Origin of the sequence: Sebaldella termitidis ATCC 33386, assembly GCF_000024405.1 — a bacterium.
Lineage (GTDB): Bacteria > Fusobacteriota > Fusobacteriia > Fusobacteriales > Leptotrichiaceae > Sebaldella > Sebaldella termitidis.
Genome location: NC_013517.1, coordinates 292,250 through 307,341 on the forward strand (window position 1 = coordinate 292,250; position 15,092 = coordinate 307,341).

The window sequence follows — 15,092 nt, forward strand, 5'->3', positions numbered from 1 at the left end:
CTCAATATGGAAATAAAAAAAGAATTTCCAATTTTTGATGATGAAAATCTGCATTATCTTGACACTGCTGCAACTTCGCAAAAACCTCAGGTTGTACTGGACAGCATAGAGAGATACTATAAAAACTATAACGGAAATCCCGGAAGGGGTTCTTACAAGCTTGTTATGGATTCCACAAGAATTTTTGAGGATTCCAGAAAAACAGTGCAGAGATTTTTAAATGCAAAAGAAAAAGAGGAAATAATATTTACCAAAAGTACAACTGAATCTATAAATCTGCTGGCTTATTCATTTGGTCTGGAATTTATCAATGAAGGTGATGAAATAATACTCGGTATTACAAATCATCATGCCAATATAGTGCCGTGGCAGATGGTAGCGAAAAAGAAAAAGGCAAAAATAAAGTATATTTATCTGCATGAAAACGGTCAGTTTGACTTGGATGACTTTAAGTATAAGATAAGCAGAAGAACTAAGCTGGTAGCTTTTTCAGCAGTTTCCAATGTGACAGGAGTAGTTCATCCAATAGATGAGGTAGTGGAAATTGCACATAATAACGGCGCATATGTATTGGTAGATGCTGCACAGGCATTACTGCACTTTCCAATAGATGTACTAAAGAGCAATATTGATTTTCTTGCTTTTTCCGGTCATAAATTATTTGCACCGATGGGAATAGGAATTTTATACGGAAAAAGACAGCTTCTTGAAAAAATGCCGCCTTTTTTATTCGGCGGGGATATGATAGAATTTGTAACTGAGCAGAATTCCACTTTTGCACCGATACCTAATAAATTTGAGGGCGGTACACAAAATGTAGAAGGAGCTTACGGGCTTTCAGAAGCAATAAACTATCTTAACGGAATAGGCTACGATCAGATAAATAAAATAGAACATGACTTGGAAATGAAGGCTCTTTTCGAACTTCGCAATCTCGGGTTTGTCACGACATATCATACAGAAAACGTGGAAAGAGTAGGAGTTATTGCATTTAATGTAAACGGAGTCCATTCACATGATGTAGCTTTTATACTGGATTATTACGGTGTTGGTGTAAGATCCGGGCATCATTGTGCACAGCCGCTGATGAATTATCTGGAAATACCTTCTTGCTGCAGGGCAAGCTTTGGTGTGTATAATGATGCAGGAGACGTAGAAAAGCTCATAGAAGGACTTAGAAAAGTAAAGGAAGTGTTCAAGCTATGAATTTAGAAAAATTATATCAGCAGACTATTTTGGAATACAGCAGCAGAAAAGATCTGAAAAGAGAAATAGAAAGTCCTACTTATATAGAAAGAGGACATAATCCCAATTGCGGTGATGATCTTACATTGGAAATAAAACTAAATTCAGATAATATAATCGAAGATGCTGCTTTTTTAGGAAATGGATGTGCTATTTCGTCAGCTTCTACAGCAATGCTTATTGACCTTATAAAGGGAAAAAGCATAGAGGAAGCAAAAGAAAAAACAGATATTTTCTTTAAAATGATGGGACAAAAAGAAAAACTGAACAGCGATGAAATGAAAAAACTGGGTGATGCAGTACTTATGGAATATGTGGCAAATATGCCTGCAAGAATAAAGTGTGCTACGCTCAGCTGGCATTCGCTTAAAGTGATTATTGATAAAAATGAAGAAAGTAAGTAGGATTTTATCCTGCTTATTTTTTATATAATCTGATATTTATTGACATAAAGGATTTAGTTTATCAGTAAAAGCAATTTTTATTATGAAGATAAAAACTATGTTATAATATAAAAAAATCCGGGAGGGATATTTATGTCATGTTTAGGAGTTCTTTTCAGCATAGACGGCAGTGAAGCTGAAAAGCTGAAAAAGATGGAGAGAGGGAATATAGTAGAGTATATTCAGGAAGAAATAGAAGAAGTTTATTTTAATGAAAAGCAGGAGCAGACAGCAGAGCTGGATAAAGCATGGGATGCGATACACAGGGCCTTTTGCGAAAGTGAATTGTTATTTCAGCATGGAGAGCAGCCATTTAGTTTTGTAATTCTGGACGGAGAGATACTATATGGAGATATGGAGGACGAAGATGACTATATAGTGTCATATAAAAATGCAGAACAGGTAAAATCCGTATCAGAGGCTTTAAAGAATCTTTCGGAAAGCGAATTCAGAGAAAAATATTTTAAAATTGATGAGGCGAAGTATGAATATCCTCTTAGTGAAGAAGATTTTGAGTATTCCTGGGGATGGCTGTCTAATACTTTTGAATTTTGGCACAATGCAGCTAAAAATAATTTATCGGTGATTTTTACTGTTGATCAATAAAAAATACTGATAATATGTCTGTATTTTCACGTTTCTTTTTCATTAGATAAACTTTTTTTCATAAAATAAAAAAAAGTTCAGAAAATTTTATTTTTAAAGAAAATAACTAAATCATATTTCATTTTTATATTAGTATAAATATTTTATATCAATTACATTGTAGACAATATAAAATATTTATGATATTTTATATATTGAGAATACTAAAGTGGAAAGGAAGTAGGATAGTGGATTATATTGATAGTATCTTAAAAAAAGTAGAATCAAGAGACGGACATGAGAAAGAATTTATGCAGGCAATGAAAGAAGTACTAAAATCACTGGAACCGGTTATAGCAAAGCATCCTGAATATCAGGAAAACGGAATTCTCGAAAGACTGGTAGAGCCTGAAAGACAGATAATCTTCAGAGTACCATGGGTAAACGATAAAGGCAAAGTAATGGTGAACAGAGGTTACAGAGTACAGTACAACAGTGCAATGGGACCTTATAAAGGAGGACTCAGACTCCACCCTTCAGTTAATCTTGGAATAATAAAGTTTTTGGGCTTTGAGCAGATATTTAAGAACGCTCTGACAGGACTTCCAATAGGCGGAGGAAAAGGAGGATCTGATTTTGATCCGAAAGGGAAATCTAATAATGAAATAATGAGATTCTGCCAGAGTTTCATGAATGAATTATATAGACATATAGGTTTAAATACAGATGTTCCGGCTGGGGATATAGGTGTCGGAGGAAGAGAAATAGGATATTTATTCGGACAGTATAAAAAAATAAAAAATTCATATGATACAGGAATTCTTACGGGAAAAGGACTTGAATACTGGGGTTCTCTTGTAAGAAAAGAAGCAACAGGATACGGGCTGGTTTATTTTATGGAAGAAATGCTTCAGGAGCATGATTCTGCTTTTGAAGGTAAAACTGTTGTAATTTCCGGATCAGGAAATGTCGCTATTTATGCTCATGAAAAAGCTACACAACTGGGAGCAAAAGTAATAGCAATGAGTGATTCATCAGGATATATAGTGGATAAAAACGGTATAAATCTGGATACCATAAAGAAGCTAAAAGAAGTAGAAAGAAGAAGAATAAAGGATTATCTGGAGTTTCATAAAGATGCTGAATTTCATGAAGGATTCCAAGGAATCTGGGATGTTAAGTGTGATATAGCACTTCCTTGTGCTACACAAAATGAAATAGCTCTGGAACAGGCCAAAAAAATGGTGGAAAACGGAGTTATAGCTGTAGGAGAGGGAGCAAATATGCCTTGTCTTGATGAAGCTGTGGAATACTTTCTTGCAAATAAGGTTCTGTTAGGACCGGGGAAAGCTGCAAATGCAGGAGGAGTAGCTACTTCAGCTCTGGAAATGAGTCAGAACAGCATGAGACTTGCATGGACATTTGAAGAAGTGGACAAAAAACTTCATGAAATAATGAAAAATATTTTTAAAGAAGCAAAAAAAGCTGCAAGAGATTACGGAGTACCCGGGAATTATGTAGTGGGTGCGAATATTGCCGGATTTAAGAAAGTGGCAAATGCTATGCTTGTACAAGGAGTAATATAATTTTTAAAATATATAAAAACCTTGATAAGGGACTATATTAAAAAGTAAGATTTTTGATATGGTTCCTATTTTTTTGTATTTAGAAAAATACTGAAAAAAATTGAAATTTTTTGAAGATTTTCAAAATTTTTATAAGAAAAATTACATATCAGATTATTTTTGGCTTGGATGGTAATTTTTACGAGTAAAAGAATATGATGCAACTGGAAAAACGGATTATTCAGGTAATGAAAGCCCAAAAAATATGAGAATAAAACTATATAAACAAACAGCAGAAATAAATAATAAAAAATTTTAAAAATAGTATGATTTTTTATGATATATACATAAATATTATCCTTAAAATAGCCTGCAATAAAAATATAATATATGAAAAAATCAATCCAAAAACAACTCCAATCTTTCGATTTTTAAATTGAAAAAAACAATTATTTTTATATGCCGTATTTAAAGGCTTGTAATAAGATTTGTGAAAATGTAAAAAAAAAATTCATCAAACAATATGCTGAAAATAAAGGTTTTCATTTAATGTGTATGAAGCAAAAAAGTTTTATTTCAATAAATATCATATTTTTTCATTTTATAATATGAAAATAAATGAAAATATTTTAAAAAAAATAAAAAATATTGACAAAAAATAAAAATGAGATATAACGTTAGTAATAGTTAGTCATTATTGAGAGGAGATATTAATATGAAATTTGCAGCAAGAATTAACAGTTTTAAAAGTAAAGGAAAAACTACACTGGACATTATAAGAGAAATTTCAAAAATAGAAAAGGTAACACATGTAGATTTAAATTATCCTGAACATTTTGAAAATACAGATTTTGAAGAATTAAAAAATCTTTTGGAGGAGAAAAAAATAAAGGTAAACGGTCTGGCTTTGAGATTCAGAGATGAATATAAAAACGGAGAGCTGGGAAATACAGATAAAAAAATAGCAGAACAGGCAAAACAATTATGCCTGGAAGCTATAGACACAGCTGAAAAATTGGGGGCTGATCTGGTTACGATCTGGCTGGGATACGATGGATTTGACTATTCATTTCAGATTCCGTATGAAAAGACATGGAGCCAGCTGGTAAAAGCATTCAAGGAAATAGCCTCTTATAACAAAAAAATAAAAATAAGCATAGAATATAAGCCGTTTCAGCCGAGAGCATTTTCAATGATTTCAAGTATAGGAACAACATTACTGATGGTTAGTGAAACAGAAGAAGAAAATATTGGTGTGACGCTGGATTACTGTCATATGCTGATGAAGGGCGAAAATCCGGCATACGGACTGTCACTGGCAGCTGAAAGAAAAAAACTGTACGGCGTACATATGAATGACGGCCACGGACTGAATGATGACGGCTTAATAACAGGAAGCGTGACTTTTATAAAAACTTTAGAATTTATATATTATCTGAAAAAATATTCTTATGACGGAGTTATATATTTTGACACATTTCCTATAAGAGAAAATGGTATAGATGAAGTGAGAAAAAATATAGAAATATATGAAAAATTGGAAAGTTTAGTAGAAAAAATAGGTATAGAGAAAATTGGAAATATAGTAAGCGGAAATGATGCGGTGAAGGCACAGAATATTCTGTTAGAATGTCTGGGATAAAGCAGTCGGGAAGATATTATTTTAAAAATTATATATTAAATTTAGTAATCTAGGAGGCTATAATGAAAAAATTAGTAAAATTATTAACATTGGTTTTTGTAACATCGGTATTGTTTACGGCATGTTCAGACAAAAATAAAGAAACTGGGGAAGGGAATAAGGAAAATAAGCCGCAGCAGACAGAAGCATTTAATCCTGACAGTGACCCGAACGGTGTAGAGTTCAGCGAAATAAGAGAGAAACTCGGAGCAATGCCTAAAGTAGAGGGAGAAATTAAATTAGGATCTGTTGCCAAGGCATTTGAAAATGAGTACTGGAGAACTCTAAAAGAGGGTGAAGAGCTTGGAACACAGAAATTTAAAGAAAACGGCTATAATATTACTCTTGATATGAAGTCTGCACAGGGAGAAGGAGACGAACAGGGACAGCTTTCCATAGTAGAGGACATGATTAATAAAAAATATACAGCATTACTGTTATCACCTATATCTGACGGTAATCTGGTACCCGGTGTGGAAAAAGCCAAGAAAAATAATATACCGGTAATCAATGTAAATGACGGAATCATAAAAAATGCAGATATATTTGTGGGGCCAAAGGCCATAATGAACGGAGAACTGGCAGCTGAATGGATTTCTAAAAAAATAGGTGGAGAAGGAGAAGTCGCAATAGTCATAGGGATGCCTAAAGCCTTTGCAGCAAGACAGAGAACTCTTGGATTCGAGAATTGGATGAAATCAAATGCCGCTGGTGTAAAAATAGTGGAAAAGCAGAATGCAGACTGGGACAGAGCCAAAGCTAAAGATCTGGCAGAAATATGGATAAAAAAATATCCGAATTTGAAAGCTATCTTCTGTAACAATGATGTAATGGCTTTAGGTGTTCAGGAAGCTGTAAATGCTTCTAAAAGAGATATACTGGTAGTAGGGGTAGACGGTATTAAAGAAGCTTATGAATCTATAAGAAAAGGAGAAATGGATGCTACCGTAGACTCATTCCCGTTATATAAAGGGCAGATAGCAGTAGAAATGGCTCTGAGATCATTAGGGGGACAGCAGCTTCCAAGAGTAATATGGACACCGCAGGCATTAATAGACAGTACAAATGTAAATGAACCATCAGAAAAAATAATTAACTGGAAAGAACCGGTTTTTTAAAAAACAGTAAATTATAATGGCAGGTGTAAGAATGAATGATTCAATAATAAAATTTGATAATGTGGGTAAGCAGTTTCCGGGAGTAAAAGCATTGGATAATATAAATTTTAATGTGAAAAAAGGAGAGGTTCATGCATTATTAGGGGAGAACGGAGCCGGAAAATCTACCTTACTGAACATACTTCACGGTGTTTATAATATATATGACGGAGATGTCTGGATAAAGGGAGAAAAAATCAATTTTAAGAGTGCACATGATGCGATAAAATACGGAATTGCAAAAGTACATCAGGAGGTTAGTCTGGTTAACGAGCTTACTGTAGGTCAGAATATAGTCTTAGGATATGAGCCTAAAAAAGGAATATTTGTAGATCATAAAAAACTTCATGAAGAAGCAAATAAAATACTAAAAAGACTTAACTGCAGGTTTAAAAGCGAGGATTCGATAAACGGGCTGAGTGCCGGAGAAATGCAGATGATTGCCATAGCGAAAGCCCTGTATCATAAAGCGGAAATAATATCTTTTGATGAACCGTCTTCGTCTTTATCTAACAATGAAGTAGAGATATTGCTAAATATAATATTTGAACTGAAAAAACAGGGAATAACGATTTTATATATAAGTCACAGAATAGATGAAATTTTTAAGGTATCGGACAGAGTAACAGTTCTAAGAGACGGAAAATATGTAAATACTTTTGAAACAGAAAAAATTGATCAGAAAACCCTTATAAAAAATATGGTTGGAAGAGATGTAGCAGCATTTGCGGTGAGAAATAAAAAAAGGTGTGCGACAGATGAAGTCGTACTGGAGGTCAGAAATTTAAATAAAAACGGGGTTTTTGAAAATATCAGTTTTGATCTTCATAAAGGAGAAATATTAGGCTTTTTCGGACTTGTAGGTTCCAGAAGAACAGATGTAATGCGGACTATTTTCGGGGCTGATAAAAAAAGTAAGGGAACAATTCTCATAAAGGGAAGAGAAATAACAATGAAAACACCTAAGCAGGCAGTAGAAAATCATATTGCCCTTATACCGGAAGACAGAAAAAAGCAGGGATTTGTAAAAGAATTAAGCAATGCAGAAAATATAGGTCTCAGCTGTCTGAAAAAATTTACAAAATACGGGTTTATTGACCATAAGAAAAAAATAAAAAACAGTGAACATTTTATAGAAGAAATGAATCTGAATCCAAAGGATCCTGAATATAAAACTTTTAATTTAAGCGGAGGAAATCAGCAAAAGGTAGTGATTTCAAAATGGCTGTCTACCGAAGCAGAGATATTCATTTTAGATGAACCTACTAAGGGGGTCGATGTAGGAGCAAAGGCAGAAATATACAGGATTTTGGAAGAATTAGTATCACAAGGAAAGTCAATTCTTATGGTTTCATCTGAATTACCGGAAATTATAGGAATGAGCGACAGAGTAATAATAATGAATGAGGGAAAAAAACAAAAAGAGCTGAGTTATACAGAGTTTACGGAGGAACGCATTCTGAATTATGCAATAGGAGGGAATAAATGAAAAGTATAAAATTAGGAAGAGAATCGGGAATAGTAGTCGCACTGGTAATGATGATAATAGTATTCTCACTTATAGATCCTATATATCTGAGTTCTAGCAATATTGTGGATATAGTGAAACAAAGTACGATAAACGGGCTGCTCGGCATAGGAATTACACTGGCAATAATAACAGGAGGAATAGATCTTTCAATAGGGTCTACGTTTGCAATAGTTATAGTCAGTGTGGGAAAATTACTGGTATCGGGAGTCAATCCGTTTTTAGCTTTTGCTATTGGAATAATACTGGGCTTTTCTTTGGGAATTGTAAACGGGATTTTAGTGGCAAAGGTGAAGCTACAGCCGTTTATAGCAACTTTGGGAACTATGAGTATATACAGGGGTGTCGCTTATATAATAACAGGAGGATGGCCCGTACTGGATATACCGGAAAATTTCAGAAAAGCACTGGATGGTGATATATTTGGAGTTATCCCGTCTTCTGTGGTATTATTATTTGTAGTAGGCATTATAATATGGATTATCTTAAAATATACAAGATTCGGAAATTATATTTATGCACTGGGAAGTAATGAAGAAGCTACAAAGCTGTCAGGTGTAAATGTAGATTTTAATAAAATGATGGCATATGCTATCTGCGGAGTAGGAGCAGCTCTTGCCGGGATGGTTTTACTGGCAAGATTAGGAACAGGAGAGCCTACAGCCGGACAGGGTTATGAATTAAATGCAATAGCGGCAGCAGCAGTGGGTGGAACAAGCCTTATGGGAGGTAAGGGTACAATGCTGGGAACAATACTGGGTACGATATTACTGTCAGCTTTGAGAGTAGGGTTGATAGTAGTAGGGGTAGATTCATTCTGGCAGTATATAGCTACCGGAATTATAATAGTAATCGCAGCTTGTTTTGAAATAATACAAAATAAAATTTCATCTATAAAGGTTTCAAGATCAAAGTTAAGCAAGGCTTAGAGCCAAACATATAATCCGTGTTATAAACATAAATTGGGAGTGATAAGATGAAGGAAAAGAAAGCAGTTATTATTGGAAGCTTAAATTATGATATTATTTTGAAACAAAAAAGACTGCCTAAAATAGGCGAGACATTTGTAGCTGACAGTATAACAATGTGCGGGGGCGGAAAAGGAGCCAATCAGGCAGTACAGCTTTCTAAATTAGGCGGAAAAGCTTTTATGGCAGGGTGTGTCGGAAATGACAAATTTGGTGAGGAATTACTTTCGAATTTGCAAAAGCATAATGTAAATACCGATAATGTAAAGTTATCAGAGAAAAATAATACAGGCATGGGTATAGTGAATGTATTCGATGACGGTAAGCTTATTGCAACAATAACCAGAGGAGCAAATTACGATATTACAAATTCAGATATAGATAAAATAAAAAATGAGATAATAAGTGCTCAAATAATAATACTTCAGATGGAAATACCGATTGAAGTGATAGAATATGTCATAAATCTTGCGAGCAAGCATGATGTCTATATTATATTAAATGCAGCACCGGCATGTGAGATCAAAGAAGAGGTGCTGTCTAAGGTAAACTGTCTTGTAGTGAATGAAACGGAAGCTTCTTTTTATCTGAATAAAGAAATTAATGACGTCAAATCGTCCATAGAAAACTGTGAAGAATTATACGGAAAAATAAAAGATCTTCTTATAATAACTCTGGGAGAAAACGGAAGCCTGCTGTATGACGGAAAAGAAAAACTGCATATAAAGGCAAGAAAAGCGGAAGTAACAGAAACAACAGGTGCAGGCGACTCATTTATAGGAGCCTTTGCATATAAGCTCTTAAATGATTCTTCCTATAAAGAAGCAGCTGAGTTTGCATCACTTGTAAGTTCTATAACCGTGACAAAAATAGGAGCACAGGATTCTATGCCTACATATGAGGAAGTAAAGAAATTTTTATAAAAATAATTTGATAATAAAAAATAATATGATATCATTAGGAAAAAAGGAGAAAAATAATTGATACCTTACCTAAGAAAAAAAAGAATACTAGATGAACTGGAAAAAAAAGAAATTGTGTATTTAGAGCATTTTGTAGATATTCTGTATGAAGTCTCAGAGTCAACAATAAGAAGAGATCTGAAAATATTATCAGATGAAGGGAAGATTATTTTGCTTCACGGAGGAGCAATAAAGTTAAAGAAAAATTCTAAAGAGGTTCCTGTAGTATCAAAAAAACTTATGAATGTGAAGTTTAAGGAAAGAATAGCCAAATATGCTTCATCTCTTGTACAAAACGGAGAAACCATATATCTGGATTCAGGAACAACTACAGAGTTGATGATAAAATATCTGAAAAATAAAGATATCACTATTGTTACGACAAATACACAAATACTAAATCAATTAGAAGATACTAAATTTGAATGTATTCTCATAGGAGGAGAAATAATAAAGAATTTAGGATCTACAGTGGGAGTTCTGACCGACAGAATGCTTTCGGAATTTCATTTCAGCCGTGCTTTTTTGGGTGCAAACGGATATAGTGAGGTAAACGGAGTCAGCACGTACGATTTGAGAGAAGCAAATAAAAAAAGAATAGTGAAAAGAAATTCTGATAATACATACGTACTTTTAGATTCCAGTAAAATAGGAAAAAATGCCGTGTGTAAAGTATTTGAATTAGAAGAGATAGAGCTGATAACAGACAAAATGAATGATATTTTGAGAAAATACAAAAATTATATTATTGTTTAAAGAAAAAGTAGGATAAATAGAATTTTTCAGATACTTAATACTTTTACTAATTAAATAATATCTGTAATAATGAGGAGCGTAAGCTCCTTATTTATTTAAGAATGAATATTGTGTAAAGCAGGAAAATTTGTTAAAATAAATTAGCATATGGTGAAAGGAGAAAACATATGAAAAAAGTGATAGTATTGTCAATTATTATGCTTTTAGTTACAAGCTGCGGTTCATTAACAGTAATGGGCGGGGTAGGAGTATAAAAATACGGAGTGAAAAAAGAAAAGAATTATTTTTAGAGATCAGTTCAGGCTGATCTCTTATTTTACGATATGTATTTTTATATACAAATTTACTTTGAAATTAATTAGATTAATTAAATAAAAAACTAATAAAAAAGAAAGACCGGACTAATCAGGGAGGAGTATTATTACATTATCAGTAAAATAAACTTATGAAGTATTTCATCAAGGATTGGAAATACAGAATATATCTTTTGGAACGGAGGGATAAATTTATTAAAGTCTTATCAAATATACCGGCTATGTTTAATTATTATCTTTTATATAATTCTAAAAGAAAAGGATGAATAAAGTGGAAAGTATCAGGTTAGAGCAGATAATACTTTTTTATATCTGTTATATTGATAGGCTTGCGGGTATCAGAATAAAAATGTAAGGATTAACAAACCAGAAGGAAATTGAATGAAAAAAACAGTAATAGGAGCGTTAATGGTAATAAGTATCTTAACGCTGGGAGCGGAGAAAGGTAAAACAACAGAGCCTGCAGTTCCTGATTTTGAAGCACAAATGGAAAAAGCAGATAAAATAGAAAGTTATAAAGCTAAAAAAGACAGTGCATGGCATAAGAATGAATATAAAAAAGTGCTAAAATATCTGAAAAAAAAGAAATGAGGTAAATTTTATGAAAAAAGCACTAATGATTTGTGCGGCAGGAACAATGATTTTTGTGTCATACAGTGCTGAAAATACAGCTCCGGAAGTAAGTAAAGCAGTAGAAGACAGAATTACAAAGGATTATGATCAGGACGGAGTGTATTCGTCATATGAAAAAGCATTAAGACGTGCACAGGGATCAATATATGTAACATTGCCCGAAAAAAGAGGTGAATGGTATTCTACTCTGGATAAGATAAAAGAGGAAGAAAAAGAATTGATGCCTGATGAAGAAGCAAGAATGAGAAGAAAGAGGTAAATGATGAAAAGATTGGGAATAATGTCTGTATTATGCGTAGCGGCAGGAATTTGGGCAAGTGCAGCTTCTACGTATGAGTATAAAAGAGAGCTGAGAGAAGGTGCGAGAGGAAAATGGATAAATCTCAGACAGCATTTAAACAGCGGAACAAGATTGGAAAAGGAACTGATAAAGGTAGACCGCCAGATAGATAAAAAAGCGGCTGAGATAAAAGAAATAGAAGATTTATTATTTAAAATAGAGCAATATAAGGCGGAAAACAATATAAGATAAAAGCAGAGTTTAGGATTTGGAGTAGAGTATAAAAACTTTTTAGTGGATTTGACATACGATATAACACAATCAAAGGCTGAAGAAAAAATATATAATTATGATGATAATGAAGGATTTAATCATGATTATGATTTTGATATACAGAAACTAACTTTATCTTTTGGATATCAGTTTAATTTTTAAGATATCAGATAATGATTAATTAATGGATTCAGACAGTATTCAAAAGAATACTGTCTTTTTAAATTACAAAAAGATTAGGTACTTATTGTCAAAATAGTAAAAAATAATTGACAATAATAAATATATTGTTGTATAATAACAATTAACTAAGGAAAATCAAAGAATATAAATTAATTTTAAAATAGCAAATAGAAGAAATATTAATAGTAACATATTAGGGTAACACTAATAACAATTACTAAGTATCTCGTTTATTTGTTATTTTTTTTTTAAAGGAGAAAAAAATGAAGAAGAAAATAATAGCAGTTTTTTTATTGGGAAGCATTGTATTTTCAGCAGGAGTGGGAGATATAATAGAAAGAAACAATGCTGCAATAGAAAATGAAAGAAGACAGCAGGAGCTGGAGAGAAGGCAAAAGGAACTGGAAAGAGAGAACTTCGGGAAAGAACCTCAGATAATAGACGGTACTGGTGAGGTCGATACAAGTGTAAGATTCTTTATCAGAAAGATAGAAGTACAGGACGAATATAATCTTCTGAGCAAAGCTGAGATAAAAGCCGTAATAAAGAAATATCTGAACAGAAAGCTAAGCTCCAAGGATATAAATAAGCTTATGACAGAACTTAATAATAAATATATAGAAAAGGGATATATAACAACAAGAGTAAGGCTTGACGAAACACAAAACCTAAGTGAGGGAACGATAAGACTGATAACTCTGCCCGGAACAGTGGAAGGAGCAAGCCTGAATGAAAATACCTTTTCTGACAGGATGAAGGTATTTATGTCAGTTCCAAAGAATAAGAAGAGAATATTAAGATTACAGGATACAGAACAGGCAACAGATCAGTTTAACAGGGTATCAAGTAATAATGTAGAGATAAAAATAGCACCGGGACAGGAAGCAGGAGGTTCTATACTACAGATAGAAAACCAGCAGACCAGGACATTTAATGCAAATATCTCATATAATAACTATGGAGATGAATCAACAGGAAGAGACAGAGGAAAGATAGATATTACGAAGGATAATCTTTTTGGAATAAATGACAGTTTTTATGCTTCATATCAGAGAGGGAGGAATAAAAGACCCTTGAGAAATGATTATACAGGCTCATCCTCAATACCGCCGGGAACGATAATCAAGGATAAGGATGATCTTCTTCCTGCAGATACAGAAGCGGAACCGGAAAAGTTCAATGAAGACTGGTCATTGAATTATTCATTTCCATTCAGATACTGGACATTCAGTACAGGCTACAGTCATTCGTACTATATAAGCAGCAGTGAAGGATATAACGGACTGTATGATACAAGCGGGAGATCAACCCAGTTTAATCTGAATGCAGACAGAGTGGTATACAGAAATAAAATGAGTAAGATAAGTATAAACGGAGGACTAAAGCTAAAGACAAATCAGAATTACTTTGAAGATGTCCAGCTTGTGGACAGGAGACTGACAATAGGAAGTCTTGGAATAAATTACAGCAGAGGTTTCTTTGGAGGAATACTGGGATTTGATGTTTCATATGACAGAGGACTTCCATGGTTCAGATCAGCGGATGATCATGAGAAGGAGATATATGATCCAAAGGGAAGATTTGACAAGTATGGACTTAATATAAACTGGTATAAGCCGATGACAATAGGAAAGCAAAGATTTACCTATAGACTGGTAGGAGTGGGACAGTATACACAGGATGTACTTTATGGAAGTGAAAAGATAAGTATGGGAGATGAGTACACAATAAGAGGATATAAAGGAGATTCCATATCGGGAGATAAAGGATATTATGTAAAAAATGAGCTGTCATATAACTTAAATATATCAAAAATAGGAAGTATATCGCCGTATATAGGTTATGACTTTGGAGAGAGCTGGAATAATGAGGTACATGATATATACAGATATGGATACATGAGAGGATTTGCAGTAGGAGTAAAGTATTACGGGGAAATATTTAATTTTGATATAGCATATACGAAGCCTGATAAGGCATCGGGTTATGTAAGTAAACCTGAGGATGAGGTATATGTGACATTTGGAATAAAATTTTAATAAAAAAAAGGGAGTTAAAACATGAAAAAACATATTTTTTTGGTAATGTTAATTTTAGTATTATCATTTCAGTTAAACGCAAAAAAGATAACAAATAAAGTTTTGGTTTATTCAACAGCAGAAAATCTTACTAAAGAGGAAGTAGCAGTATTGGGAATATCTAAGGATGTTACTTTAATTGAAATTAATAAATCCAAATTTAAAGTAAATGGAGACAGGGTATATATTGCACCAGGAAGGCATACTTTTCAGGTGAAAAAACCTTTAAGTATAACATATGATGGTGAGTTATCAGCTACTTTGGAAGCTGGGAAATACTATGTTCTGGATACCTGGACAGAACCAGCAGGTGGAAGATATTACAGAGTAATATATAAAGTATTTGAAGTATCAGAAGGTGATTTTGAGAACTATAACAGAAAAGTATTAAACAAGTTGATTAAAGAGAGTAAAAACTAAAAAATTTAATAAAAAGGTGAG

Annotated in this window: 16 protein-coding genes; all 16 read left to right on the forward strand. The window is 33.2% G+C overall.

Annotated elements, in window-relative coordinates; translation table 11 throughout:
* Positions 1-6: 6 nt before the first annotated feature.
* The 16 genes from STERM_RS01355 (at position 7) to STERM_RS01425 (ending at position 15,071) form a co-directional block, all read left to right on the forward strand.
* Positions 7-1,206 (forward strand): SufS family cysteine desulfurase, encoded by a 1,200-nt coding sequence (locus tag STERM_RS01355; protein WP_012859752.1) that lies wholly within the window; start codon positions 7-9, stop codon positions 1,204-1,206.
* Positions 1,203-1,649, forward strand: coding sequence for a Fe-S cluster assembly sulfur transfer protein SufU (sufU, locus tag STERM_RS01360; protein ID WP_012859753.1), 447 nt, complete (start codon positions 1,203-1,205; stop codon positions 1,647-1,649). The genes STERM_RS01355 and sufU overlap by 4 nt, the downstream gene beginning before the upstream one ends.
* A gap of 132 nt (positions 1,650-1,781) precedes the next feature.
* On the forward strand, positions 1,782-2,294 hold the full coding sequence (locus STERM_RS01365) for a YfbM family protein (protein ID WP_012859754.1): 513 nt from the start codon (positions 1,782-1,784) through the stop codon (positions 2,292-2,294).
* Between the two features lie 227 nt (positions 2,295-2,521).
* Positions 2,522-3,859: an NADP-specific glutamate dehydrogenase gene (gene gdhA, locus STERM_RS01370; RefSeq protein WP_012859755.1), complete on the forward strand. Its 1,338-nt coding sequence runs from the start codon at positions 2,522-2,524 to the stop codon at positions 3,857-3,859.
* A gap of 694 nt (positions 3,860-4,553) precedes the next feature.
* Positions 4,554-5,480, forward strand: coding sequence for a sugar phosphate isomerase/epimerase family protein (locus tag STERM_RS01375; protein ID WP_012859756.1), 927 nt, complete (start codon positions 4,554-4,556; stop codon positions 5,478-5,480).
* Between the two features lie 62 nt (positions 5,481-5,542).
* Positions 5,543-6,637, forward strand: coding sequence for a sugar ABC transporter substrate-binding protein (locus STERM_RS01380; protein WP_012859757.1), 1,095 nt, complete (start codon positions 5,543-5,545; stop codon positions 6,635-6,637).
* Between the two features lie 31 nt (positions 6,638-6,668).
* Positions 6,669-8,165: a sugar ABC transporter ATP-binding protein gene (locus STERM_RS01385; RefSeq protein WP_012859758.1), complete on the forward strand. Its 1,497-nt coding sequence runs from the start codon at positions 6,669-6,671 to the stop codon at positions 8,163-8,165.
* Positions 8,162-9,133: an ABC transporter permease gene (locus STERM_RS01390; RefSeq protein WP_012859759.1), complete on the forward strand. Its 972-nt coding sequence runs from the start codon at positions 8,162-8,164 to the stop codon at positions 9,131-9,133. The genes STERM_RS01385 and STERM_RS01390 overlap by 4 nt, the downstream gene beginning before the upstream one ends.
* 47 nt (positions 9,134-9,180) lie before the next feature.
* Entirely contained in the window at positions 9,181-10,095 is a 915-nt protein-coding gene (rbsK, locus tag STERM_RS01395; protein WP_012859760.1) for a ribokinase, read from the forward strand.
* A 57-nt stretch (positions 10,096-10,152) separates the two neighbouring features.
* Positions 10,153-10,890 carry a DeoR/GlpR family DNA-binding transcription regulator gene (locus STERM_RS01400; RefSeq protein WP_012859761.1) on the forward strand — a complete coding sequence of 246 codons (738 nt, stop codon included), beginning with the start codon at positions 10,153-10,155 and terminating at the stop codon, positions 10,888-10,890.
* A 695-nt stretch (positions 10,891-11,585) separates the two neighbouring features.
* The gene (locus tag STERM_RS01405; RefSeq protein ID WP_012859762.1) at positions 11,586-11,795 is read left to right on the forward strand and encodes a hypothetical protein; all 210 of its coding nucleotides are present in this window, start codon (positions 11,586-11,588) and stop codon (positions 11,793-11,795) included.
* 46 nt (positions 11,796-11,841) lie between these two features.
* Positions 11,842-12,096, forward strand: a complete 255-nt coding sequence (locus STERM_RS01410; RefSeq protein WP_370452871.1) for a hypothetical protein — start codon at positions 11,842-11,844, stop codon at positions 12,094-12,096.
* A 3-nt stretch (positions 12,097-12,099) separates the two neighbouring features.
* Positions 12,100-12,369, forward strand: a complete 270-nt coding sequence (locus tag STERM_RS01415; protein WP_012859764.1) for a hypothetical protein — start codon at positions 12,100-12,102, stop codon at positions 12,367-12,369.
* 42 nt (positions 12,370-12,411) lie between these two features.
* Positions 12,412-12,552 carry a hypothetical protein gene (locus STERM_RS21855; RefSeq protein ID WP_244407208.1) on the forward strand — a complete coding sequence of 47 codons (141 nt, stop codon included), beginning with the start codon at positions 12,412-12,414 and terminating at the stop codon, positions 12,550-12,552.
* Positions 12,553-12,836: 284 nt separating this feature from the next.
* Complete coding sequence (locus tag STERM_RS01420; RefSeq protein ID WP_012859765.1) at positions 12,837-14,612, forward strand: ShlB/FhaC/HecB family hemolysin secretion/activation protein; 1,776 nt, start codon at positions 12,837-12,839, stop codon at positions 14,610-14,612.
* A 21-nt stretch (positions 14,613-14,633) separates the two neighbouring features.
* Positions 14,634-15,071: a hypothetical protein gene (locus STERM_RS01425; protein ID WP_012859766.1), complete on the forward strand. Its 438-nt coding sequence runs from the start codon at positions 14,634-14,636 to the stop codon at positions 15,069-15,071.
* Positions 15,072-15,092 lie beyond the last annotated feature (21 nt).

What these genes read in the sequence shown, in the direction of transcription:
- STERM_RS01355 (WP_012859752.1), top strand. Translation starts at nt 7, where the DNA reads ATGGAAATAAAAAAAGAATTTCCAATTTTTGATGATGAAAATCTGCAT.
- sufU (WP_012859753.1), top strand. Translation starts at nt 1,203, where the DNA reads ATGAATTTAGAAAAATTATATCAGCAGACTATTTTGGAATACAGCAGC.
- STERM_RS01365 (WP_012859754.1), top strand. Translation starts at nt 1,782, where the DNA reads ATGTCATGTTTAGGAGTTCTTTTCAGCATAGACGGCAGTGAAGCTGAA.
- STERM_RS01375 (WP_012859756.1), top strand. Translation starts at nt 4,554, where the DNA reads ATGAAATTTGCAGCAAGAATTAACAGTTTTAAAAGTAAAGGAAAAACT.
- STERM_RS01380 (WP_012859757.1), top strand. Translation starts at nt 5,543, where the DNA reads ATGAAAAAATTAGTAAAATTATTAACATTGGTTTTTGTAACATCGGTA.
- STERM_RS01385 (WP_012859758.1), top strand. Translation starts at nt 6,669, where the DNA reads ATGAATGATTCAATAATAAAATTTGATAATGTGGGTAAGCAGTTTCCG.
- STERM_RS01390 (WP_012859759.1), top strand. Translation starts at nt 8,162, where the DNA reads ATGAAAAGTATAAAATTAGGAAGAGAATCGGGAATAGTAGTCGCACTG.
- rbsK (WP_012859760.1), top strand. Translation starts at nt 9,181, where the DNA reads ATGAAGGAAAAGAAAGCAGTTATTATTGGAAGCTTAAATTATGATATT.
- STERM_RS01405 (WP_012859762.1), top strand. Translation starts at nt 11,586, where the DNA reads ATGAAAAAAACAGTAATAGGAGCGTTAATGGTAATAAGTATCTTAACG.
- STERM_RS01410 (WP_370452871.1), top strand. Translation starts at nt 11,842, where the DNA reads ATGATTTTTGTGTCATACAGTGCTGAAAATACAGCTCCGGAAGTAAGT.
- STERM_RS01415 (WP_012859764.1), top strand. Translation starts at nt 12,100, where the DNA reads ATGAAAAGATTGGGAATAATGTCTGTATTATGCGTAGCGGCAGGAATT.
- STERM_RS01420 (WP_012859765.1), top strand. Translation starts at nt 12,837, where the DNA reads ATGAAGAAGAAAATAATAGCAGTTTTTTTATTGGGAAGCATTGTATTT.
- STERM_RS01425 (WP_012859766.1), top strand. Translation starts at nt 14,634, where the DNA reads ATGAAAAAACATATTTTTTTGGTAATGTTAATTTTAGTATTATCATTT.